Here is a 23,656-nt window from a genome sequence, read left to right as displayed (position 1 = left end):
CAGGCGTGAAGAGCACTGTCGAGCAGCTGAGCCCGACCCGGGTCAAGCTCAATGTGGAAGTCCCGTTCGAGGAGCTCTCGGGCGAGTTCGACCGGACCTACAAGACGCTCGCCCAGCAGATCCGGATCCCCGGCTTCCGTCCGGGCAAGGCGCCGGCCAAGCTGATCGAGGCCCGTGTCGGCCGCGATTCGATTCTCGCGCAGGTCGTCAACGATGTGTTGCCGTCGAAGTACTCGCAGGCCGTCGACGAGACCGACACCAAGGCGATCGGGCAGCCGGAGATCGATCTGGGTGAGCTCGTCTACGGCGACCCGGTCAGCTTCACCGCCGAGGTCGACGTCCGTCCCGAGATCGAACTGCCCGACTTCGCCACGCTGGCCGTGCAGGTCGACGCGCTCGAGATCGACGAGAACGCGGTCGACGAGCAGCTCGAGGGGCTGCGCGCCCGCTTCGGCACCCTCAAGGGTGTCGAACGCGCCATCGTCGAGGGCGACTTCGTCTCCATCGACCTGTCGGCCACCGTCGACGGCGAGCCGGTCGACGAGGCCTCCACCGAGGGGCTGTCCCACGAGGTCGGCTCCGGTGAGCTCATCGAGGGTCTCGACGACGCGCTCATCGGCCTGTCCGACGGCGAGTCCAAGGAGTTCACCACCACGCTCGTCGCCGGCGACCATGCCGGTGAGGAAGCCCAGGTCACGGTGACCGTCAAGTCGGTCAAGGAACGCGAGCTGCCCGAGGTCGACGACGAGTTCGCCCAGATGGCCAGCGAATTCGACACCGTCGACGAACTCCGTGAGAGCCTCGGGGAGCAGGTCAAGAGCTCCAAGAAGTTCGAGCAGGCCAACGCCGTGCGCGACAAGGTGCTCGAGGAGCTCCTGGAGAAGGTCGAGATCCCGCTGCCGGAGAAGGTCGTCGCCGACGAGGTCGAGGGCCAGCAGCACCAGATCATCCACGCGCTCGGTCACGACGACGAGCAGGTCGCCAAGTTCCTCGAGGCGCAGGGCAAGACCCGCGAGGAGTGGGACGCCGAGGCCCGCGAGGCCGCCGAGAAGTCGGTGAAGACCCAGCTGCTGCTCGACGCCATCGCCGACCAGCAGGAGACCGAGGTCGACCAGGACGAGCTGACCCAGCAGATCCTGTTCCAGGCGCAGCGCTACGGCATGCAGCCGCAGGAGTTCATCTCGCAGCTGACCCAGGCCAACCAGGTGGGCGCGGTCTACGCCGATGTCCGCCGCGGCAAGGCGCTCGCCGAGATCGTCGGCGACGTGACCGTGACCGACAGCAACGGGGACTCCGTGGACACCAGCGAGTTCTTCGGAAAGAACGACGACGTCGAAGAGGAGATCGCCGAGGATATCGCGCAGGACTGAGCGAACCTCTGATCTCCACTCTGAACAGCCGGAGGCGGGCATTGCCCGTCGCCGGCTGTTCTGCTCTCAGCGAAGACCGGTCCCATCGGGACTGACCACCCGACGGTATTCGTTAGGGTCGATGAGGACGTCACGCAACCGGTTGACGCGGCTGGGCTTGAATCCGAGCGCGCCGCATGTCACCACGACAGGCAAAGGTAGGAACAGTGAGTGAGCCGACCATCCACACACCAACCCTGAGTTCGGGAGCGGCCGGGCTGAACCTGACCGATTCGGTGTTCGAGCGTCTGTTGCGCGAGCGCATCATCTTCCTCGGCACCCAGGTCGACGACGACATCGCCAACCGGCTGTGCGCGCAGATCCTGCTGCTCGCCGCCGAGGACCCGACCCGCGACATCAACCTCTACATCAACTCGCCGGGCGGATCGGTCACTGCGGGTATGGCCATCTTCGACACCATGCAGCTCGCCGAGTGCGACGTCGCGACCTACGCGATGGGCATGGCCGCGTCGATGGGTCAGTTCCTGCTGACCGCAGGCGCCAAGGGCAAGCGGCACGCACTGCCGCACTGCCGCATCATGATGCACCAGCCGTCGGCGGGCATCGGCGGTACCGCGGCCGACATCGCCATCCAGGCCGAGCAGTTCGCCGCGACCAAGAAGCAGATGAACGAGCTGAACGCGCTGCACACCGGCCAGCCGCTGGAGCGGATCGAGGCCGACGCCGACCGCGACAAGTGGTTCACCGCCGAGCAGGGCAAGGACTACGGTCTCGTCGATCACGTGGTCACGCGCGCGTCGGTCACCCCGGCCAAGTCCTGATACCCACCGACGTCACACCCTTGGAGTAAGAAGATGACCTACTCTCTGCAGTCACTGCCCGCCGACGTCGCCGCCGGCATCCCGGCCTCGGCGGTCGCGATGAAGAACATCGAGGCGCGCTACATCCTGCCGCAGTTCATCGAGCACACCCCGAATGGCCAGCGGCAGTACGACCCGTACGCGAAGCTCTTCGAAGAGCGCATCGTGTTCGTGGGCACGCCGATCGACCAGACCGTCGCCAACGACGTGATGGCTCAGCTGTTGGTGCTCGAGTCGCAGGATCCCGACCGCGACATCACCATGTACATCAACTCGCCGGGCGGCAGCGTGCCGGACATGCTCGCGATCTACGACACGATGCAGTACGTCCACTGCGACATCGTCACGGTGTGCCTGGGCGAGGCCGCGTCCGCCGCAGCGATCCTGCTGGCCGGTGGCACCCCGGGCAAGCGGGCCGCACTGCCCAACGCGACCATCCTGATCCACCAGCCGCGTACCGGCGGTGCCTACCAGGGCCAGGTCTCCGATCTGGAGATCCAGGCCGCCGAGATCGAGCGCATCCGCAACCGGCTCGACGAGATCCTGGCTGGCCACACCGGGCAGGATGCGGCGAAGATCCGCAAGGACACCGACCGCGACAACATCCTGACCGCCGCGCAGGCGAAGGAATACGGCATCGTGGACGAGGTCTTCGAATACCGCAAGAAGTCGATGCGCAAAAGCGCGTCCTGACTGCCGGCGGCATGCACCTGCGGCCCGACACGCCGGTCGCAGGTGCGTGCCGAATGACCCCCCGACGCGTCATCCTTGACCTCTGCGTCATCGATGCCTCTACGGCGGCGGACCGGGCGCGGAACGTGGAACCCAGAGCGTCACAACAACAGACAGCGTCACAACGAACACCGTGACAACAGACGGCGGACGACGACCGAAAACCCGCGGGCGACATTTGCGCTTATCGGTCGAAGTTCGAGCGGCACGCGGGTACCGTCGGAGTATTGGACGGGCCGGTGTCGACCGGTCATCCATGCCCGGGTGCCTGCGGACACCATGGTTCGCGGGACGACCGGAGCAACAAGGAAGGTACAGCTGGCGATGGCACGAATCGGAGACGGTGGCGACCTGCTGAAGTGCTCTTTCTGCGGAAAGAGTCAGAAGCAGGTCAAGAAGCTGATCGCCGGGCCCGGTGTGTACATCTGCGATGAGTGCATCGACCTGTGCAACGAGATCATCGAGGAAGAGCTCGCCGAGAACGGCGACGTGAAACTCGACGAACTGCCGAAGCCTGCGGAGATCCGCGACTTCCTGGAGAACTACGTCATCGGTCAGGACACCGCCAAGCGGACCCTCGCTGTCGCCGTCTACAACCACTACAAGCGGATTCAGGCGGGGGAGAAGAAGGACTCGCGCACCGGCGAGACCGTCGAACTCGCCAAGTCGAACATCCTGATGCTCGGTCCCACCGGCTGCGGCAAGACCTACCTCGCGCAGACCCTCGCGAAGATGCTCAACGTGCCGTTCGCCATCGCCGACGCCACCGCGCTCACCGAGGCGGGCTACGTCGGTGAGGACGTGGAGAACATCCTCCTGAAGCTCATCCAGGCGGCCGACTACGACGTGAAGCGTGCCGAGACCGGCATCATCTACATCGACGAGGTCGACAAGATCGCCCGCAAGAGCGAGAACCCGTCGATCACCCGTGACGTGTCCGGTGAGGGTGTGCAGCAGGCGTTGTTGAAGATCCTCGAGGGCACCCAGGCGTCGGTGCCGCCGCAGGGTGGGCGCAAGCACCCGCACCAAGAGTTCATCCAGATCGACACCACCAACGTGCTGTTCATCGTCGCGGGTGCGTTCGCCGGTCTCGAGAAGGTCGTGTCCGAGCGAATCGGCAAGCGCGGCATCGGTTTCGGCAACGAGGTCGCCAGCAAGGACGTCGTCGACACCACCGATCACTTCGCCGAGGTGATGCCCGAGGACCTGATCAAGTTCGGTCTCATCCCGGAGTTCATCGGCCGTCTGCCCGTCGTCGCGTCGGTGACGAACCTGGACAAGGAATCGCTGGTGTCGATCCTGTCCGAGCCGAAGAACGCGTTGGTGAAGCAGTACACCAAGCTGTTCGAGATGGACAACGTCGAACTCGAGTTCAGTCAGGACGCGCTCGAGGCCGTCGCCGATCAGGCCATCCACCGTGGCACCGGCGCCCGCGGCCTGCGCGCCATCATGGAGGAAGTGCTGCTGCCGGTGATGTACGACATCCCCAGCCGCGACGATGTCGAGAAGGTCGTCGTGACCGGAGAAACCGTGCGCGACAACGTACTTCCGACGATCGTGCCGCGCAAGGAGAGCCGCTCGGAGCGGCGCGACAAGAGCGCGTAACCGCCAGAACCCGCTTCGCAGACGCCCACCGGTGACAACCGGTGGGCGTTTGTCGTCGAATCCTCCCCGCCGTCGACGATGCCTGGGCACACTGGACCCATGACGCAACAGGACGCAGCACAGGTCGCCGGAATCGTTCTCGCGGGGGGTCGTTCCCGCCGTATGGGTACCGACAAGGCGGCGATGGACTGGGATGGCGAACCACTATTGGCACGAGTCGTACGCATCGTCGGGGAGCGGTGCCGGCCGGTGTTCGTCGTCGCCCCCGAGGAGTCGGCGGCCTATCGGGGGCTATTCGGCACCGGAGGACCCGAGGCGACCTGGGTGACCGACGAGGAACCCGGCGCGGGGCCGCTGGCCGGTCTGGCCGCAGGGCTGGCCGCGGCGGGTGCCGACGGCGCGACGTGGGCGTTCGTCTGCGCCACCGATATGCCACTGATCTCCACCGATCTCATCGACGAACTGCTGCTCGGGGTGACGCCGTCGACGCAGGCGGTCATCGCCCGCGACAATCAGCGTGACCATCCGATGGCCGGGCTCTACCGCACCGACGTGGCGCCGATCCTGGCCGAGCTCACCGCGAGCGGGGAGCGGCGGATGCTGGCCGTGCTCGACGCGGTGACCACCCATCGGGTGGCGGTGACCCAACCGGACTGGCTGACGAACGTCAACGCGCCGGAGGACCTGCACCGCCTGCATGTGTGACCTCGGCCATTACCTAAGATCGATGGGGTGACCACACCCGATCCCACCCGCGAACTCCCGAAGTCCTGGGACCCTGCCGAACACGAGGGTCGTCTGTACCAGGGCTGGGTGGATGCCGGCTATTTCACCGCCGACGCGACCAGCGACAAGCCCGCGTTCTCCATCGTCATCCCGCCGCCGAACGTCAACGGTTCGCTGCACATGGGACACGCCTACGAGCACGTCCTGATGGACGCGCTCTCGCGTCGTCGGCGCATGCAGGGCTACGAGGTGCTGTGGCTGCCCGGCATGGACCACGCCGCGATCGCCATGCAGACGATGGTCGAGCGCAAGCTGGCCGCCGAGGGCCTCACCCGCGACGACCTCGGCCGGGAGAAGTTCATCGAACGGGTGTGGACCGAGAAGGCCGAGATCAGTGGCAACATCGGCGAACAGATGCGCAGGCTCGGCGACAGCGTCGACTGGACGCGTGAGCGGTTCACCATGGACGACGGCCTGTCCCGCGCCGTGCACACCGTCTTCAAGCAGATGTTCGACGAGGGCCTCATCTACCGCGCGGAGCGGCTGGTCAACTGGTCGCCGGTACTCAAGACCGCCATCAGTGACATCGAGGTCAGCTACGACGACGTCGAAGGCGAGCTGGTCAGTTTCCGCTACGGCAGTCTCGACGACGCCGAACCGCACATCGTCGTCGCCACCACCCGGATGGAGACGATGCTCGGGGACACCGCGATCGCGGTGCACCCCGACGACGAGCGCTACGCACACCTGATCGGCGCGGAACTCGACCATCCGTTCGTCGACCGGAGGATCCCGGTCATCGCCGACGACTACGTCGACCCCGAATTCGGTAGTGGCGCAGTCAAGATCACCCCCGCGCACGACCCCAACGACTTCGCGATCGGTCAGCGGCACAACCTGCCGATGCCCACCATCATGGACGACGAGGCCCGGATCGCCGACACCGGAACACAATTCGACGGTATGGACCGCTTCGAGGCCCGGGTGAAAGTGCGGGAGGCGCTCGCCGAGCAGGGCCGCGTCGTCAAGGAGGTGCGGCCCTACCTGCACAGCGTCGGCCACTCCGAGCGCACCGGTGAGCCGATCGAGCCGCGGTTGTCGATGCAGTGGTGGGTCAACGTGGCCACCCTCGCGCAGGCCGCCGGTGACGCAGTGCGCAACGGCGACACGGTGATTCATCCGAAGTCGATGGAACCCCGCTGGTTCGCGTGGGTCGACCACATGCACGACTGGTGTATCTCCCGGCAGTTGTGGTGGGGACACCGCATCCCGATCTGGTACGGCCCCGACGGGGAGATCGTCTGCGTCGGACCCGATGAGCAGCCGCCCGCCGGCTACACCCAGGAGACCGACGTCCTCGACACCTGGTTCTCCTCGGGTCTGTGGCCGTTCTCCACGCTGGGCTGGCCGGAGAAGACCGCCGATCTGGAAAAGTTCTATCCCACTTCGGTTCTCGTCACCGGATACGACATCCTGTTCTTCTGGGTGGCGCGCATGATGATGTTCGGCACCTATGTCGGACCGCAACTGGGCGGCGACAACAAGGTGCCGTTCGACAATCTGTTCCTGCACGGACTGGTGCGCGACGAACACGGCCGAAAGATGTCGAAGTCGCGGGGCAACGGCATCGATCCGCTCGACTGGGTGGAGCGTTTCGGCGCCGATGCACTGCGGTTCACCCTCGCCCGCGGCGCCAACCCGGGCAGCGACATCTCCGTCGGCGAAGACCATGCGCAGTCCTCGCGCAACTTCGCGACCAAGCTCTACAACGCCACCAAGTTCGCCATGATGAACGGTGCTGCCCTTGGTGAACTCCCGGATCGCGCGTCGCTGACCGAGGCCGACCGGTGGATCCTCGATCGGCTCGCGCAGGTGCGCGCCGAGGCCGACGCAGGCTTCGAGTCCTACGAGTTCTCCAAGGCGTGCGAGGCGCTCTACCACTTCGCGTGGGACGAGGTCTGCGACTGGTACCTCGAACTGGCCAAGGTGCAGTTCGCGGAGAACGACGAAACTCGTTCGCATGCAACATCGCTGGTGCTCGGCACGGTGCTCGACGAACTGCTGCGGCTGCTCGCGCCGGTCATGCCGTTCGTCACCGAGGTGCTCTGGAAGGCGCTGACCGGTGGGGAGTCGCTGGTCGTCGCACCGTGGCCGGAAGCCACCGAGAGCACGCCGGATACCGCTGCGGCACAACACATCGACGATCTGCAGCGGCTGATCACCGAGGTGCGGCGCTTCCGCAGCGATCAGGGCCTGCGGCCGGGACAGCGGGTGGCCGCCGAGATCGACGGTCTCGACGCGGCCGGTCTGACCGCGTCGCGCGCCTACCTGGATTCGTTGGCGCGACTCGAGAACGCCGACGACGGCTTCGCCGCCACCGCAACCATCGACGTCCGGCTCTCGTCGGCGACGGTCACGGTGCGCATCGACACCTCCGGCACCGTGGACGTGGCCGCCGAACGTAAACGGCTGGCCAAGGATCTCGCGGCGGCCGAGAAGGAACTCGCCCAGACCACCGGCAAACTCGGCAACGAGCAGTTCCTGTCCAAGGCGCCCGATCACGTCGTCGCCAAGATCCGGGATCGTCAACAGGTCGCCACCGAAGAGGTCGAGCGGCTCACCGCGGCCCTCTCAGCGCTGGGTGGCGTGTGAGCCCGCGCGATCTCGGACACGGCGGCTTCGACGACGAGGACGTCGACGATCTCGACCGGGACCATCTCGGGTCCGATGATCTCGACGGCGATGAGCTCGGCGGGGCCAAACCGTCGGTGTTCGACGGCGTCGAATCCGCCGACCTGGCAGACCTGCTCGGCGGCGAGGGCGACTACGTCACCTCGGGGGGTGGCTCGGGCGGACGGTCGGGCGGTGACGCTGCCACGCCGGCCGACGACGCCGCCACGTTGGCCGAGCTCGCCGAGGTCGAGGCCGAACTCGATACGCGCTGGCCGGAGACGAAGATCGAGCCGTCGCTGACGCGGATCAATCTGCTGATGGATCTGCTCGGCTTCCCGCAGCGCAACTATCCGGCCATCCACATCGCCGGGACCAACGGCAAGACGTCGGTCACCCGCATGATCGATGCGCTGCTGATCGCGCTGCATCGTCGGACCGGGCGTATCACGAGTCCGCACCTGCAGCGCGTCACCGAACGAATCTCGGTGGACGGCAAGCCGATCAGCGCCCGCACCTACATCGACACCTACCGCGAACTCGAGCCGTACATCACCATGGTCGACGACTCGTCGGAAGCCTCGGGCGGCCCGCGGATGAGCAAGTTCGAGGTGCTCGTCGCAATGAGTTATGCCGTCTTCGCCGAGGCGCCCGTCGACGTCGCAGTCGTCGAGACGGGCATGGGCGGCCGCTGGGATGCGACCAACGTCATCGACGCCACCGTCGCGGTGATCACCCCCATCGCCATGGATCATGCTGACTACCTGGGTGATTCGCTGGCCGCGATCGCGGGGGAGAAGGCCGGGATCATCAAGGGGGCGCAGCCCGACGAGCTGATGCCGGTCGACCCGGTCACCATCATCGCGACACAGGAACCCGAGGTGTACGACGTGCTGCTGCGGCAGACCGTCGAATCGGGAACGATTGTGGCGCGCCAGAATTCGGAGTTCGCAGTACTCGATTCGGTCACCGCGGTCGGCGGTCAGCTGCTGCGGTTGCAGGGGCTCGGCGGGGTATACGACGAGATCTACCTGCCGCTGCACGGCGCGCACCAGGCCGCCAACGCCGCCACCGCACTCGCCGCCGTCGAAGCGTTCTTCGGCGCCGGGGCCGATCGGCAACTCGATGTGGACGCGATCCGCGCGGGCTTCGCCGCGGTGTCGAGCCCGGGACGACTCGAACGGGTCCGCAGCGCCCCGACCGTTTTCCTTGACGCGGCCCACAATCCGCACGGTGCAACGGCTCTCGCGCAGGCTCTGGCCGAGGAGTTCGACTTCCGGCGCCTCGTCGGGGTGATCGGGGTGCTGGGGGACAAAGACGTCGAAGGCGTCCTCGAGGCACTCGAGCCGGTCTTCGACATCGTCGTACTGACCAACAACGGATCGCCGCGCGCACTGGACACCGAGACCCTGGCCGAGATCGCGCTGCCGATCTTCGGTGAGGATCGGGTGGTGCTCAAGCCGTTCCTGCCCGACGCGGTGGAGACCGCGATCGGACTCGCCGAGGAATCCGACGGCGAGCCGGTATCCGGGGCGGGCGTGGTGATCACCGGGTCGGTGGTCACCGTCGGCGCCGCCCGCACCCTGTTCGGCAAGGAGCCCTCATGACCGAGCCCGCCCGGTTCACCCCGCCGGCCACCGACCCGTGGAAAGGGTTGCGTGGCGTCATGGCCGGCACGTTGATCCTCGAGGTCATCGTGCTCGGCCTGACCTTCCCGATCGTCGCGAAGATCGGTCCGGGCATCACCTGGCTCTCCGGCTGTTACCTCGGACTGCTGGTGCTCGCGCACATCGTCGCCGCCGGAATGCAGGGCCGTCCGTATGCCATCAAGCTCGACCTGATCCTGCAGCTGTTCGTGATCGCCGGCGGATTCTTTCATTGGTCGATCGCGGTCATCGGGGTGATCTTCGGCTGCGTCTGGGTCTACATCGCCTACATCAAGAACGACGTCCAGAAGCGGATCGATCGAGGGATGCTCGCCGGTCAGGAGCCGATCGAGAGCTGATCGACCAGTCGTTGTCGAACCGTGACCCCCGGGAGGTAGCCGGGGAGGGTGGTCGGCTGTGACAATGCCGGGTGCCGTGGTCGGGTGTTGGCTGCGAACAAATTTGCAACGTGAGGAAATTCTTGTCTTTCGTGAACTCCGTCAACCGTCGTTTCGGGATCGTCGCCGCAACCGTGGCATTGGCCGGTATGCCGTGGGCCGTCGGGGTCGCCGACGCAGCACCGCCGATCGCGCCGAGTGACCTGCCGGTCGCCGGGGAGCCCGTGTCGCCGGGTGAAGGGGAGTACAGCTACATCGCCACCCACGACGTGACCAAGCGCGCGGCGGCGATGAAGGTCGCCGACGGCGTCGCCGCACTCCCGGTGCCCGCTCAGTACCGACCGGCCAACCTCGCGTTGGCCGCTCAGTTCGACATGGCGGTCACCAGCGCACTGCGGTCGAAGGGCGGCTGCGTGCAGGTCATCGTCGACCCGCGCTCGCGCTCGGGCAACCTGTTCAACTACGGGTTCTTCCCGGTCGCGGGACGCTACTGCCAGTAGCCACGGCGTCGTCCGGGCCAGACGTTAAGGTGTGCACGTGACTGAACGCACTCTCGTACTCATCAAGCCCGACGGCGTCGCGCGCAACCTCGTCGGCGACATCATCAGCCGGATCGAACGCAAGGGTCTGCGCCTGGTGGCGCTGGAACTCAAGACCGTGAGCGACGACGTGGCCCGAGGCCACTACGCCGAACACGAGGGCAAGCCGTTCTATCCGTCGCTGCTCGAGTTCATCACGTCGGGGCCGCTGGTCGCCGCGGTACTCGAGGGACCTCGGGCGGTTGCCGCGTTCCGGCAGATCGCCGGCGGTACCGACCCGGTGGAAAAGGCCGTGCCCGGAACGATCCGCGGAGACTTCGCGTTGAGTACCCAGAACAATCTGGTCCACGGCTCGGATTCGCCGGAATCGGCCGAACGCGAGATCGCCCTCTGGTTCCCTGACCTCGGCGCCTGACCTCCCGCGATCGTCTCCCGATCCCCGTTCACCGTGCGGCGCGAATAGCCCAAACACGCATAGTGTGCGGGGATCGTCGGGTGGTGTGGGATACTTGCACAGTTGTCGGCGGCACACTTTGCTTCCGTCAACCGGATGAACAGTTCGGCATCGGTTACCCCGATGACCGTCTTCCCCGTCGGAGCCCTATGCCGGCGGCGTGGAAGATGTAGGCCGAACCAGGTCATCACCACGCAAGGCGCCAACTCGCGTCCGGGTAGTCACCCGGCCGCAGAGAAGACGCGAAGACCACACAACACCGGTCGGCAACGACCGGGACACACCAGCAAAGCCCTCGCGTGGCCGCGTCAGCCGACGCGCCCGGGGGCGAGGAGACGCAGTGACCGACAACGGGTCGCCGACTGACGCGAACGCAGCGTCCGGATCGGCCGATGAATTTCCCAGCAAGATCCGCGTGCATGCCCTGGCCAGAATGCTGGGCCAGACCAGCCGGCAGGTGCTCGCGCACCTGGCCGAACTCGGCATCGCCGCACGTAGCCCCCAATCGAGTGTCGACAACCAGGTCGCCAAGTCGGTGGCCGATCGCATCCGCGCGCACGTCGAACCCGACGAAGCCGCGGTAGAGGCCGCAGAAGAAGCCGCCGACACCGCAGGCGTCGAGGCAGCGACCGAGGCCGAGGCGCCGACCGGGCCCGAGACGCCGACCGAACCCGAGGCGGCTCCGGCGGCGGAGACCGCACCGGAGTCACCGGCGCCCGTCGAGCCTGTGGCCGAGGTCCCCGCGAGCGAGCCGGTCGTCGCGGAGGCAGTCGTGGCGGAGACGCCGGCCGAGCCCGAGGCGCCTGCAGCAGTCGAGGCTACGGCCGAGCCCGAGGTGCCGTCCGAACCGGCGACGCCGGCCGTCTCTCTGTCGACACCGCCGGCCGAGCCCCAGAAGCCGGTCGAGGCCCCGACGCTGTTCTCAGCGGTCGAGGACACCCAGCATCACCCGATCGTGCCCAGCGGCGAGATCGCCCCGGTCGGCCCGCTGTTCCTGCAGCCGCAGGCCGACGCGGTGCGCGAGCCCGCTGTCCGGCCGTCCCGCTCGGAGCGGACCGAGACCGCAGGCGCCCCCTCCACCGACAAGGGCGCCGCGGACAAGACCACACCCGAGAAGACCAAGTCCGACGAGGACACCACCGACACCGCATCCGACGACGATTCGTCCGGTGACGGCGACAAGGGGTCGCGGCGTCGTCGTCGCGGCCGTCGCGGTCGGGGCCGCGGACGCGGCGACCAGGCCGAGGCCTCGGGTACCGACGAGTCGGATGCCGAGGACGACGAGTCGGGTGACGACGACACCGCCGACTCCCGCCCGTCCGGGAAAAAGGGCAAGAAGTCCAAGAAGAAGGACGCCGACGACACCGAGGGCGAACGCGACGACTCCGACGCCGAGGATTCGGCCGACGAGGACGACGACACGGACGCCGAGGACGGCGACCAGGCGTCGTCGAAGCGCCGTCGCAGGCGTCGTCGTCGCAAGGGCGGCGGCGAACCCGATGAGGCCTCGCCCGACGATCCGCCGAACACCGTCGTGCACGAGCGGGAACCGCGCAGCAAGCGTGCCCGCGACGAGGTGCAGGGCATCTCCGGGTCGACGCGCCTGGAGGCCAAGCGGCAGCGTCGACGCGACGGGCGCGACGCCGGACGTCGCCGTCCGCCGATCCTCAGCGAATCCGAGTTCCTCGCCCGACGCGAAGCGGTCGATCGGGTGATGGTGGTGCGGGAACGCAACGCCAACAGCAAGATCGCCATCGACGGCGACGGCGCCACCTCGACCGACGGCCTGCCGGTCGAGGACTACACGCAGGTCGCGGTCCTCGAGGACGGCGTGCTGGTCGAACACTTCGTGACGACCGAGACGTCGTCGTCGATGGTCGGCAACATCTACCTCGGCCGGGTGCAGAACGTGCTGCCCGGCATGGAAGCGGCGTTCGTCGACATCGGTCGTGGCCGTAACGGCGTGCTCTACGCCGGTGAGGTCAACTGGGACGCCGCCGGACTCGATGGCGGCTCCCGCAAGATCGAACAGGCCCTCAAGCCCGGCGACAGCGTGCTCGTCCAGGTCAGCAAGGACCCGGTCGGCCACAAGGGTGCCCGGTTGACCACCCAGATCTCGCTCGCCGGCCGCTACCTGGTGTACGTGCCGGGCGGATCGTCGACCGGCATCAGCCGCAAGTTGCCCGACGTCGAACGCAAGCGACTCAAGAGCATCCTGGGCAAGTTGGTGCCCGAGGACGCCGGCGTCATCATCCGCACCGCCTCCGAAGGCGTCAGCGCCGAAGACCTCGGAGCCGACATCGAGCGTCTGGAGGCGAAGTGGAAGGACATCGACGCCGCGGTCAGCAAGGCCAAGAGTGCGTCGGGGTCGTCGGGACCGCAGGCGCTCTACGAAGAGCCGGATCTGCTGGTCCGCGTCGTCCGTGACCTGTTCAACGAGGACTTCCGCAAGCTGGTCGTCGAGGGTCCCAAGGCGTGGGATCTGGTCGAGCGCTACATCAACGCCGTGGCACCCGACCTGATGGAACGGGTGGAGAAGTTCGAGAAGCCGCGCGCCGACGCGCCGGATTCGTTCGTGGTGCACCGCATCGACGAGCAGCTCGCAAAGGCTCTCGACCGCAAGGTCTGGCTGCCGTCGGGCGGCACGCTGATCATCGAGCACACCGAGGCGATGACCGTCGTCGACGTCAACACCGGCAAGTTCACCGGGTCGGGCGGCAACCTCGAGGAGACGGTGACCCGCAACAACCTCGAGGCGGCCGAAGAGATCGTGCGGCAGATGCGGCTGCGCGACATCGGCGGCATGATCATCGTCGACTTCATCGACATGGTCCTCGAATCCAACCGCGACCTCGTGCTGCGACGCCTCACCGAGGCGCTGGCCCGCGACCGCACCCGTCACCAGGTGTCCGAGGTGACCTCGCTGGGTCTGGTGCAGATGACCCGCAAGCGACTCGGTACCGGTCTGCTCGAGGCGTTCTCGACGACCTGTACGCATTGCGCCGGCCGCGGCATCATCGTGCATGCCAACCCGGTCGAGGTGCGTGCGGAGGACAACACCGCCCGCGACAACGGTGGCGCCAAGCGCTCCCGGCGGGGTGGCGGCCGACGCAAGCCGGAGGCGACGCCGGAGCCGCAGCACAAACCGTTGCACAACCCGGCCGAACACCCGATGTTCCGGGCGATGGCGGCCCACGCACACGACCACGATCATGACGACGAGATCGTGGCCGAGGTCGAGGACACCCTCACCGAGGTGGCATCGGCAGCGCCCGCAGAGGCGGCCGTCGAGGTCGAGGAGACCACGGTCGACGCGACCGAAACCCCGGCGACTGAGTCGGCCGAGCCGGAACCGAAGCCCACCGCGACCGAACCCGTCGTGACCGAGCCTGTAGCGGTCACACCGGAGCCGGCGGCCGCGCCCGAAGCGGCACCCAAGCGTCGCCGACGGGTGGTGCGGCAGGCGGCAGCCCCGACCGTGCACGCCGAGCCGGTGGTCATGACCGCCGACGGTGCCGGGGGCGGGGGAGCGCAACCGCTCACCACGTCCGGCCCGACCGGTGGCGCCTCCTCGGCGGAGGCGACGGTCGCGGTTCGACGACGGCCGCGGCGCCGGACTGCCGGTCGCCCGGCCGGTCCGCCACCCGCCGATCAATGAGTTCGGTGACCGTGTCCGACGCTGGTTTGACCTGACCGGACACGGTCCCGTAATCTTGATTGGTCGCCTTCCGCGGAGGGTTCGCGCTGTGCCCGGAACACCGAGATCCACACCCCGGTTGTCCGATCGGCCACGCGAAACACGTAGGCACGCACACCACACACCCCGGTGCCGGACAACGGCGCCGCGGGTCCGACAGACGAGTTAAAGAGGACAGCTTCGATGGCAACGTACGCGATCGTCAAGACCGGCGGTAAGCAGTACAAGGTCGCTGAGGGCGACATTGTGAAGGTCGAGAAGATCGACAGCGAGCCGGGCAGCACCGTCAGCCTGCCTGTCGCGTTGGTCGTCGATGGCTCGGACCTCACCACCGATGCGGACAAACTGGCGAAGATCTCGGTGACCGGTGAGGTCGTCGAGCACGTCAAGGGTCCCAAGATCCGCATCCACAAGTTCAAGAACAAGACCGGCTACCACAAGCGCCAGGGTCACCGTCAGAAGCTGACGGTCCTCAAGGTCACCGGTATCAAGTAATTCGATTCCCGCACCTACCTCAGGAGGACTGCAGAAATGGCACATAAGAAGGGCGCGTCCAGCTCGCGCAACGGTCGTGATTCCAACGCTCAGCGCCTCGGCGTGAAGCGCTTCGGCGGCCAGCAGGTCAGCGCAGGCGAGATCCTCGTCCGCCAGCGTGGCACCAAGTTCCACCCGGGCGTCAACGTCGGTCGCGGTGGCGACGACACCCTCTTCGCCCTCGCCTCCGGTGCCGTGGAGTTCGGTACCAAGCGTGGCCGCAAGACGGTGAACATCGTCCCGGAGACCGCGGCGGTCTGACCCGGTACTCCTCACACCACAGCTCTACGCAGGGCGGGCAGGGTCATCACGTACCCGGGCTCGCCCTGTTTGTTTTTCCCAGATTGTCTCTCCCCGGAAGGAAGTGGGCCCCGTGTCCCGGTTCGTCGACCGCGTGACGATTCATGTCGCGGCCGGTAACGGCGGCCATGGCTGCTCGTCTGTGCATCGCGAGAAGTTCAAGCCGCTCGGCGGCCCCGATGGCGGCAACGGCGGCAACGGCGGTTCCGTGCGCCTGGTGGTCGACCCGCAGGTGCACACGCTGCTGGACTTCCACTTCCGTCCGCATGCAAAGGGCACCAACGGCAGGCCCGGTCAGGGTGACAACCGCGACGGTGCCACCGGCGAGGACCTCGTCCTGCACGTGCCCGACGGCACCGTCGTGCTCGACGCCGACGGCAGCATCCTGGCCGACCTGGTCGGGGAAGGCGCCACCTTCGAGGCCGCGCAGGGCGGCCGTGGCGGTCTCGGGAACGCGTCGCTGGCGTCGCGAGCCCGTAAAGCGCCCGGCTTCGCTCTCCTCGGCGAAGAGGGGCAGCATCGCGACCTCGTCCTGGAACTCAAGTCGGTCGCCGACGTCGGCCTGGTTGGCTTCCCGTCGGCAGGCAAATCGTCGCTGGTGTCGGTGCTCTCGGCGGCCAAGCCCAAGATCGCCGACTACCCGTTCACCACACTGGCCCCGAATCTCGGTGTCGTGCAGTCCGCGGGTGACGTGTTCACCATCGCCGACGTGCCCGGCCTCATTCCCGGCGCCTCAACCGGTCGCGGGCTCGGCCTCGACTTTCTGCGGCACCTCGAACGCTGCGCGGTGCTTGCGCACGTCGTCGATTGCGCCACCCTCGAACCCGGCCGCGACCCGATCTCCGACATCGACGTCCTCGAAGCCGAACTCGCCGCCTATCAGCCGGCTCTCGACGCCGATCACGGCCTCGGTCACCTGGCGGAACGACCGCGTGTGGTGATCCTCAACAAGATCGACATCCCGGACGCCGCCGATCTCGCCGATCTCGTGGAACCGGAACTGGTCCAACGTGGTTGGCCGGTGTTCCGGATCTCTGCGGTGAGCCATGAGGGCCTGCGGGAACTGACCTTTGCGCTCGCCAAGATGGTCGCGGACTACCGGGAGGCGCATCCGAAGCCGCAGGCGCGCCGACAGGTCATCCGGCCCAAGGCAATCGACGAGTCCGAGTTCAGCGTCGCGCCCGATCCCGACGTCGACGGCGGATTCATCGTCCGCGGCCCGCGCCCCGAACGATGGATCGCCCAAACACAATTCGACAACGACGAGGCCGTCGGCTATCTCGCCGACCGACTCAACCGCCTCGGCGTCGAAGACGAGTTGGTCCGTCTCGGTGCGCAACCCGGTGCGCCGGTGACCATCGGGGACATGACCTTCGATTGGGAGCCGACCACCCCGATGGGTGACGACGTGCCGATCACCGGACGCGGCACCGACATTCGGCTCGACCGCAACGAGCGCATCGGCGCTGCCGAGCGTAAACAGGCACGCCGGCTGCGGCGTGGACTGCCCGTCGAGGACGACGACACCGAGCACTTGTCGTGAGCGACGTCCGCGAACAGATCGCACACGCGCGCAGCATCGTGGTCAAGATCGGCTCGTCGGCCCTGACCGACCTGCACGACGGCCTCGACCGCAGTCGCCTCGATCGCCTCGCGGACGCACTCGAGGCGCGGATGCGCGCCGGGTCGGACGTGATCGTGGTGTCCTCCGGCGCGATCGGCACGGGCATCGCCCCGCTCGGCCTCAAGAAACGTCCCACCGATCTGGCCACCAAGCAGGCCGCGGCCAGCGTCGGCCAACTCGTGCTCGCCCATGCCTGGGGCACCTCATTTCACCGGTACTCCCGCATCGTCGGCCAGGTCCTGCTCACCGCCTCCGACATCTCCAATCGCGCGCACCACGCCAATGCGCAACGGACACTTGATCGATTGCGGTTGCTCGGCGCTGTCGCCGTCGTCAACGAGAACGACACCGTCGCCACCAACGAGATCCGCTTCGGCGACAACGACCGGCTCGCCGCGCTCGTCGCGCATCTCGCGGGCGCCGATGCGCTCGTGCTGCTTTCCGACGTCGACGGCCTCTACGACGGCGATCCGCGCAAGGTGGGCGCCGACGGTCGTCGTGCGCAGTTCATTCCCGAAGTCCACGGACCCGAGGACCTCGACGGCGTGATCGCCGGCTCCGGGGGCGCGCTCGGCACCGGGGGCATGGCGTCCAAGCTCGCAGCAGCCCGACTCTCGGCCGACGCCGGGGTGCCGGTGCTACTCGCGTCCGCCGAACAGGCCGCGCAGGCCCTCGCCGACGCATCGGTGGGCACCGTGTTCGCCGGCCGCCCGGAACGACTGTCCGCCAGACGTTTCTGGGTACGGCACGCCGCCGACGCGCGTGGCCAGCTGGTACTCGACGACGGCGCGGTAGCCGCCGTGGCCCGGCGGCGCCGCTCACTGCTGGCTGCCGGGATCGTCGAGGTCCGGGGACGCTTCTACAACGGTGACGTCGTCGAACTGGTCGACACCCACGGGGAGGTGCGGGCCCGCGGCGTGGTCACCTATGACTCCGAGGAGATCGCGCCGATGACGGGCCGGTCGACCACCGATCTGCCCACCGAACTGCGCCGACCGGTCATCCACGCCGACGATCTCGTAGCGCTCTAGCGGTAGACCAGTCCGCCGTCGATCATCACCGACTGCCCGGTCATGTAGTTCGCGTCCGCACTCGCGAGATAGGACACGAACGACGCGACGTCGTCGGCGGTCTCGGCCCGGCCCAGCGCGATGCCATCGACGAACTTGGCGTAGGTGGAGCCGACGGCCGCGCCGGTCAGATCCGCGAAGCGTTGATCGATCGTCACCCACATGTCGGTCCCGACTACACCGGGGCAATAGGCATTCACGGTGATCTGCTCTGCGGCATACTCTTTGGCTGCTGCTTGGGTCAGCGCCCGTACTGCGAACTTGGTGGCACTGTAGGCCCCGAGCATCGCGAATCCGTCGTGGCCGGCGATCGACGACGCGTTGATGATCTTGCCGCCGTGACCCAGTTCGCGAAACTTGGCCGCCGCCGCCTGAATACCCCACAACACGCCATCGACATTGATCGACCACAGTTTGCTGAGGTCGTCGGGCGTGATGTCGTCGATGGGCGCGACCTGCGCGATACCCGCGTTGTTGACCATGATGTCAAGACCGCCGAGCCCCGTGCTCGTCGCATCGACGGCGTCGAACACCGCTGCGCGGTCGGCCACGTCGGCAACCAGCGGTAGGGCTCGCCGGCCGATCTCGCGGACCTCGGCTGCGACCTTCTCCACATTTTCGGAGTTCACATCGACCAGCGCGAGATCGGCTCCGTCGCGCGCGAGCCGTAAGGCGATACCGCGGCCGATTCCCTGGCCGCCACCGGTCACCAGTGCGACCTTTCCTTCGATGCTCGCCATTATTTGACTCCTTCGTCGATGTCGGTTGAGGCGACTGCGAACGTATGTGAGTCAGAACACACGTTGCCAGAGTTGCCGGGGGTTGCACCGAGGGTTGTGGCAACGAACGCAACCCCACGCAACGCTGTCGGTGCAGGTGTGATCTGGTTCATATTCTCCCCGAGCCCAGGCAGCGAAGGAGAGCTCATCATGTCATCTATCGAAATGTCGTCGGCCACAATGGCATCGACGCCGATCGCGCCCGACGATCCGCCGACCCCGGAGCACCCGGGCTGGGTGCGGTTCGGCCTGGCCAATCTGGTCGTGGTCACGGTGCTCGCGGTGGGCACGTGGTACGTGCTCGCCGATCCCCAGTGGAGTCCGTGGAGTTTCTATCCGCTACCGTTCAATGCCGCGCTCTTCTGGGCAATCCTGTTCGTGGTCTTCATCGGGTTCAACGCGGAATTCGCGGGCTTCACCCGGTTGGGGCAGCCGTGGCGGGGGATCTCGATTCTGCTGACCACCACGGTTTTCGCGGTGGGCGTCACGTGGCTGTTGAGCTGGGGACTGGGCAGTATCGACCCTGACTTCGCGGGTTCGCGCAGCGGTGGGATGGGGTACTTCACCGGTGCGTTGTTTGTGTTGTTCGGTTTCGGGACATTCGTCATGGCCGTACTCAATTGGCAGCATTGGCCGTGGCCGCAGCTCGGCTTGCGGCAGCCATATATCGGGCTGGCCGAGATCGCCGCGATCTCCGGTCCGACGATGCTGCTGTACTTCGTGCTCGGGCTGCCGTCGGTCTCGTTGGCCGAGTTCAACCCCCTGATGTCGATGGACACCGTGCTCGGCTGGTTCTACGCGGTGATCGTCGCGGTCATCCTCTCCGGCCAAACCCTGGACAACTGGCCATGGCGGCTGGCCGGAAGCCCGGGACGGACTGCGCTCGCGGCGACCGTCGGCAACGTCCTGGTGGGTACCGCATTGTATTTCGCGGCCCTGCCGTTGATCGGGGTGCTGCTGGGAGCGGGGACCGTCTCGGCACTCGGCGACAGCGTCCATCAATACCCGGCGCAGTTGGGTGTGTGTTGGGCCTTCTGGATGATCCTCTGGGCCAATGCTTTCGGTAATCGGCCAACGCGGTGGGGTGATGGCGTCAACATGGTTGTCCGGGTGTGCATCACGTTCGGCCTCGCGGTTGTGACCTTTGTCTTCTACTACAGGTTTGCCGCGGAACACATCCTTCACGAGCCCGAAGCCGCTCCCGGTATCCACGGCAACGCACTGGGCTTCCTCGACTGGATGGTGCTGTGGACGTTGTTCTACGTGGTGGGATTCGATTCGATGGGACTACGGCGTCTACTGCGCGCGAGGTCCTCAATCACACGGTGAGGGCGGCATCCGCCAAAGCCGGCAGCACCGTCGACGCGAGGTGATCGATCTTCAGGTCGGCGATGTCGTCGGCGCGGGTGGTTCCGCGATTGACGATCACCAGCGGCTTGCCGGTGCGGTGAGCATGGCGGGCGAAGCGCAGCCCGCTCATCACGGTGAGCGACGATCCGACGACGAGGAGTGCGTCGGCGTCGTCGATCATCGAGAATGCTTGTTGCACCGTTGGTTTCGGTACCGACTCACCGAAGTAGACGATGTCGGGTTTGATGATGCCGCCGCAGGTGGGGCAGTCGATCATGGTGAAGTCGGAGGTGTCGTCGAGTGCCGCGTCGGCGTCCGGCGCCACCTCGATGGCACCGCGTCCGCGGACCCGTCGAGCGAACTCGGCGTTGAGTTCTTCGAGCCGCTGGGCGAGACGGTGTCGCGAGATGTACCAGTCGCAGTCCAGGCAGCGCACCCGGCCGTAGCAACCGTGCAGTTCCAGGACGCGTCGGGTGCCGGCCTTGGTGTGCAGCATGTCGACGTTCTGGGTGATGACGCCGGTGACCCGGCCCTGATCCTGCAACTGCGTGAGTGCGCGATGCGCGGCGTTCGGTTGGGCGGCATCCATGTGGCGCCACCCGAGGTGGTTGCGTGCCCAGTAGTGGCGGCGGAAATCCGGCGATGACAGGAACATCTCCAGCGTCATCGGTGTACGCACGGGCGCGCCGGGGCTGCGGTAGTCGGGGATGCCGGAGTCGGTAGAGATGCCTGCACCGGTCAGCGCGACGAAGCGGCGACCGTCGAGCAGGGTGCGCAGCCGATCGAGCTGCTCGGGGAGATCGGCATCGATCGGCGTCGGTTCGGCGGGGGACCAGCCGATCTGCAAACGCGTACGCACCCTGTCCAGGATAGACAGGGTGCGTACGCGGTGGGTTTCGACGGAGCTCAACCAGCGGGGAGCCGAGCTCAGCTGGTGGCGCCGACCGAATGCTTACCGGTCGGTTCCGGCACCGTGACCAGCGGATACACGCCGTTCTCGTCGTGGACCTCGGTCCCGACGACGGGCGGGTTGAACACGCAGAGCATGCGCATCTGGGTGTCGGCCTTGACCGTGTGCCGCTCGTGTCCGTTGAGCAGGTACATGCTGCCCGGTGCCAGGGGATAGGTTTCGCCGGTCTCCCGGTCGGTCAACGTGCCCTCGCCCTCGACGAGCCAGACGGCCTCGACGTGATTGGCGTAGTGGAAGTTGTTCGTCGAGCCGGCGTTGATCGTGGTCTCGTGGAACGAGAAACCGACGTGGTCGCCGCCGAGCACGATGCGCTTGGAACGCCAGTTGCCCAGCGGGTCGGCGACGTCTCGCTCGGTACCGGTGATTTCTGCTGTGGTTCGGACGATCATCCGATCACCTCCTTGACGGAATCGGTCAGAATCTCCAGACCCGTGTTCAGGTCCTCATGTGAAATGGTCAGCGGCGGTAGCAGCTTGACGACCTCGTCGGACGGACCTGAGGTCTCGGCGAGCAGGCCCGCCTCGAATGCACTCGCGCACACCTTGCCCGCGGCGGTGGCCTCGTCGAACACCAGGCCGCGGACCATGCCTCGCCCGCGGGTGCTCAGGCCGTCGAACCGGTTGCCGAGTTCGGTGAACGCTTCATGGATCCGATCGCCCTTGGCGAGTACATCCTGGGCGAGAACATCGTCGCGCCAATAGTTTTCGATCGCTGCAGTGGCGGTGACGAACGCCGGGTTGTTGCCGCGGAAGGTGCCGTTGTGCTCGCCGGGCGTCCAGACGTCGAGGTCGGGACGGAACAGGGTGAGCGCCAACGGAAGTCCGTATCCGCTGATCGACTTCGACAGCGTCACGATGTCCGGGGTGATGCCGGCCTCTTCGAAGGAGAAGAACGCACCGGTGCGGCCGCAGCCCATCTGCACGTCGTCGACGATCAGCAGGATGTCGCGACGTCGGCACAGATCTGCCAGTGCGCGAAGCCATTCCGCGCGTGCCACATTGACGCCGCCCTCGCCCTGTACGGTCTCGACGATGACCGCGGCGGGCCGGTTGAGGCCACTGCCCGAGTCGTCGAGCACGCGCTCGAACCAGGCGAAGTCCTCCATGACGCCACCGAAGTAGTTGTCGAACGGCATCGGGGTCGCGTGGACCAGCGGCACGCCCGCGCCGGCACGCTTCATCGAATTACCGGTCACCGACAGCGATCCCAGCGTCATGCCGTGAAAAGCGTTGGTGAAGCTGATGATCGACTCGCGTCCGGTCACCTTGCGGGCCAGCTTGAGTGCGGCCTCGACAGCGTTGGTGCCGGTCGGGCCGGGGAACTGGATCTTGTAGTCCAGACCGCGGGGCTCGAGGACCGTCGAAGTGAAGGCTTCGATGAAGCGTCCCTTGGCGACCGTGGCCATGTCCAGGCCGTGCGTGATGCCGTCGTCGGAGATGTAGTCGATGAGTGCCGACTTCATCAGCGGATTGTTGTGGCCATAGTTGAGCGCGCCGGCACCGGCGAAGAAGTCGAGATACTGGCGGCCGGAGACATCGGTGAGCCAGGAACCGCTGGCGCGGTTGAACACCGTGGGCCAGCTGCGGCAATAGCTGCGCACATCGGATTCGTGCTGGGTGAAGACCGAGTCGTCAACGGTGGAGTCGAGAAGTGTCATGATGCTCCCTTTTCTGTTGTGTCGATCAAGAATTGGCGTCGACCAGGCAGGATTGAGCCACTGCAGAGCCGATCGTGCTCGTGGAGATCAGATTTCGGGGATATCCGGCTCGAGCATGTAGAGATGCTCGGGCTCGTGTGCGTCGGGGAATGCCCCCGCGTCGAACAGGTCGCGACGATCGAAGCGCAGCCCGCGCGCCTGTGCCACGGATGCGAAAAGTCGTTGCGAGGCAACATTGTCCGGGCTGATCGTGGTGTGCATCGCGACCACACCGGAGCGCTGGGCGCGATCGAAGAGGTGATGCAGCATGGTCGCGGCGATGCGGTGGCCGCGATAGGTGTCGTCCACGGCGACCTGCCAGACCATCAAGGTCGACGGATCGCTCGGGCGGCGATATCCGGTGACGAATCCGACGGGCGTACCGTCGATTTCGGCGACGATCGAGGTGGTGGGGAAATCGTGACACCACAGGACATAGGAATAACTCGAATTGACGTCGAGAACCTGTGAATCCGAGGCGATTTCCCAGAGTCGCGCACCATCGTCGGTGTTGGGCTGCCGGTAGTCGACAGCAAGGGCGGTAGTTGGGGCCGTGCTTGTTTGGGACGGGCTCATATCTCGTTCGACGTTAACAATGCGCAACGGCGAAGTCATGTACCTTCTGGAATTGGTGGT

Annotated in this window: 21 protein-coding genes; 16 read left to right on the top strand and 5 right to left on the bottom strand. The window is 66.6% G+C overall.

Translation table 11 applies throughout. The annotated features are described in order from the left end of the window. Positions 1 to 5: 5 nt before the first annotated feature. From tig to proB, 15 genes are all read left to right on the top strand, one after another. Positions 6 to 1,370, top strand: coding sequence for a trigger factor (gene tig, locus AAFP30_RS21555; RefSeq protein ID WP_419232062.1), 1,365 nt, complete (start codon positions 6 to 8; stop codon positions 1,368 to 1,370). A gap of 206 nt (positions 1,371 to 1,576) precedes the next feature. Continuing rightward, positions 1,577 to 2,191: an ATP-dependent Clp protease proteolytic subunit gene (locus AAFP30_RS21550; protein ID WP_419232061.1), complete on the top strand. Its 615-nt coding sequence runs from the start codon at positions 1,577 to 1,579 to the stop codon at positions 2,189 to 2,191. 33 nt (positions 2,192 to 2,224) lie between these two features. Then, positions 2,225 to 2,923 carry an ATP-dependent Clp protease proteolytic subunit gene (locus AAFP30_RS21545; protein ID WP_419232060.1) on the top strand — a complete coding sequence of 233 codons (699 nt, stop codon included), beginning with the start codon at positions 2,225 to 2,227 and terminating at the stop codon, positions 2,921 to 2,923. Between the two features lie 363 nt (positions 2,924 to 3,286). Next, on the top strand, positions 3,287 to 4,567 hold the full coding sequence (gene clpX, locus AAFP30_RS21540; RefSeq protein WP_419232059.1) for an ATP-dependent Clp protease ATP-binding subunit ClpX: 1,281 nt from the start codon (positions 3,287 to 3,289) through the stop codon (positions 4,565 to 4,567). A gap of 99 nt (positions 4,568 to 4,666) precedes the next feature. Next, positions 4,667 to 5,272 carry a molybdenum cofactor guanylyltransferase gene (locus AAFP30_RS21535; RefSeq protein ID WP_419232058.1) on the top strand — a complete coding sequence of 202 codons (606 nt, stop codon included), beginning with the start codon at positions 4,667 to 4,669 and terminating at the stop codon, positions 5,270 to 5,272. A gap of 27 nt (positions 5,273 to 5,299) precedes the next feature. Then, positions 5,300 to 7,945, top strand: a complete 2,646-nt coding sequence (locus tag AAFP30_RS21530; protein WP_419232057.1) for a valine--tRNA ligase — start codon at positions 5,300 to 5,302, stop codon at positions 7,943 to 7,945. Then, complete coding sequence (folC, locus tag AAFP30_RS21525; protein WP_419232056.1) at positions 7,942 to 9,570, top strand: bifunctional tetrahydrofolate synthase/dihydrofolate synthase; 1,629 nt, start codon at positions 7,942 to 7,944, stop codon at positions 9,568 to 9,570. The genes AAFP30_RS21530 and folC overlap by 4 nt, the downstream gene beginning before the upstream one ends. After that, positions 9,567 to 9,968: a DUF4233 domain-containing protein gene (locus AAFP30_RS21520; RefSeq protein WP_419232055.1), complete on the top strand. Its 402-nt coding sequence runs from the start codon at positions 9,567 to 9,569 to the stop codon at positions 9,966 to 9,968. Before folC ends, AAFP30_RS21520 begins: the two co-directional genes overlap by 4 nt. 122 nt (positions 9,969 to 10,090) lie before the next feature. Beyond that, positions 10,091 to 10,507 (top strand): hypothetical protein, encoded by a 417-nt coding sequence (locus AAFP30_RS21515; protein ID WP_419232054.1) that lies wholly within the window; start codon positions 10,091 to 10,093, stop codon positions 10,505 to 10,507. Positions 10,508 to 10,544: 37 nt separating this feature from the next. Then, positions 10,545 to 10,961, top strand: a complete 417-nt coding sequence (gene ndk / locus AAFP30_RS21510; RefSeq protein ID WP_419232053.1) for a nucleoside-diphosphate kinase — start codon at positions 10,545 to 10,547, stop codon at positions 10,959 to 10,961. Between the two features lie 379 nt (positions 10,962 to 11,340). After that, positions 11,341 to 14,658 carry a translation initiation factor IF-2 N-terminal domain-containing protein gene (locus AAFP30_RS21505; RefSeq protein WP_419232052.1) on the top strand — a complete coding sequence of 1,106 codons (3,318 nt, stop codon included), beginning with the start codon at positions 11,341 to 11,343 and terminating at the stop codon, positions 14,656 to 14,658. Positions 14,659 to 14,880: 222 nt separating this feature from the next. Beyond that, a complete protein-coding gene (rplU, locus tag AAFP30_RS21500) occupies positions 14,881 to 15,192 on the top strand; it encodes a 50S ribosomal protein L21 (protein ID WP_286318349.1) in 312 nt (103 codons plus the stop codon). A gap of 36 nt (positions 15,193 to 15,228) precedes the next feature. Continuing rightward, positions 15,229 to 15,492, top strand: coding sequence for a 50S ribosomal protein L27 (rpmA, locus tag AAFP30_RS21495; protein ID WP_419232051.1), 264 nt, complete (start codon positions 15,229 to 15,231; stop codon positions 15,490 to 15,492). Positions 15,493 to 15,604: 112 nt separating this feature from the next. Beyond that, positions 15,605 to 17,074 (top strand): GTPase ObgE, encoded by a 1,470-nt coding sequence (gene obgE, locus AAFP30_RS21490; protein ID WP_419232050.1) that lies wholly within the window; start codon positions 15,605 to 15,607, stop codon positions 17,072 to 17,074. Continuing rightward, complete coding sequence (gene proB / locus AAFP30_RS21485; RefSeq protein WP_419232049.1) at positions 17,071 to 18,186, top strand: glutamate 5-kinase; 1,116 nt, start codon at positions 17,071 to 17,073, stop codon at positions 18,184 to 18,186. The genes obgE and proB overlap by 4 nt, the downstream gene beginning before the upstream one ends. On the opposite strand, the gene AAFP30_RS21480 is transcribed toward proB, so the two are convergent. Continuing rightward, positions 18,183 to 18,965, bottom strand: a complete 783-nt coding sequence (locus AAFP30_RS21480; protein WP_419232048.1) for an acetoin reductase — start codon at positions 18,963 to 18,965, stop codon at positions 18,183 to 18,185. The two genes, proB and AAFP30_RS21480, sit on opposite strands and share 4 nt — an antisense overlap. Before the next feature lie 219 nt (positions 18,966 to 19,184). Between AAFP30_RS21480 and AAFP30_RS21475 the strand changes: the two genes are divergently transcribed. After that, positions 19,185 to 20,333 (top strand): hypothetical protein, encoded by a 1,149-nt coding sequence (locus tag AAFP30_RS21475; protein WP_419232081.1) that lies wholly within the window; start codon positions 19,185 to 19,187, stop codon positions 20,331 to 20,333. On the opposite strand, the gene AAFP30_RS21470 is transcribed toward AAFP30_RS21475, so the two are convergent. The 4 genes from AAFP30_RS21470 to ectA form a co-directional block, all read right to left on the bottom strand. Next, positions 20,323 to 21,213, bottom strand: a complete 891-nt coding sequence (locus AAFP30_RS21470) for an NAD-dependent protein deacetylase (RefSeq protein WP_419232047.1) — start codon at positions 21,211 to 21,213, stop codon at positions 20,323 to 20,325. The two genes, AAFP30_RS21475 and AAFP30_RS21470, sit on opposite strands and share 11 nt — an antisense overlap. Before the next feature lie 68 nt (positions 21,214 to 21,281). Beyond that, a complete protein-coding gene (locus tag AAFP30_RS21465) occupies positions 21,282 to 21,713 on the bottom strand; it encodes an ectoine synthase (protein ID WP_419232046.1) in 432 nt (143 codons plus the stop codon). Beyond that, positions 21,710 to 22,981 (bottom strand): diaminobutyrate--2-oxoglutarate transaminase, encoded by a 1,272-nt coding sequence (gene ectB, locus AAFP30_RS21460; protein WP_419232045.1) that lies wholly within the window; start codon positions 22,979 to 22,981, stop codon positions 21,710 to 21,712. The genes AAFP30_RS21465 and ectB overlap by 4 nt, the downstream gene beginning before the upstream one ends. 87 nt (positions 22,982 to 23,068) lie before the next feature. Beyond that, positions 23,069 to 23,596, bottom strand: coding sequence for a diaminobutyrate acetyltransferase (ectA, locus tag AAFP30_RS21455; protein ID WP_419232044.1), 528 nt, complete (start codon positions 23,594 to 23,596; stop codon positions 23,069 to 23,071). Positions 23,597 to 23,656 lie beyond the last annotated feature (60 nt).

The organism is Gordonia sp. CPCC 205515, from assembly GCF_048537925.1.
GTDB lineage: Bacteria > Actinomycetota > Actinomycetes > Mycobacteriales > Mycobacteriaceae > Gordonia.
This window is presented reverse-complemented; position numbering and strand designations above follow the sequence as displayed.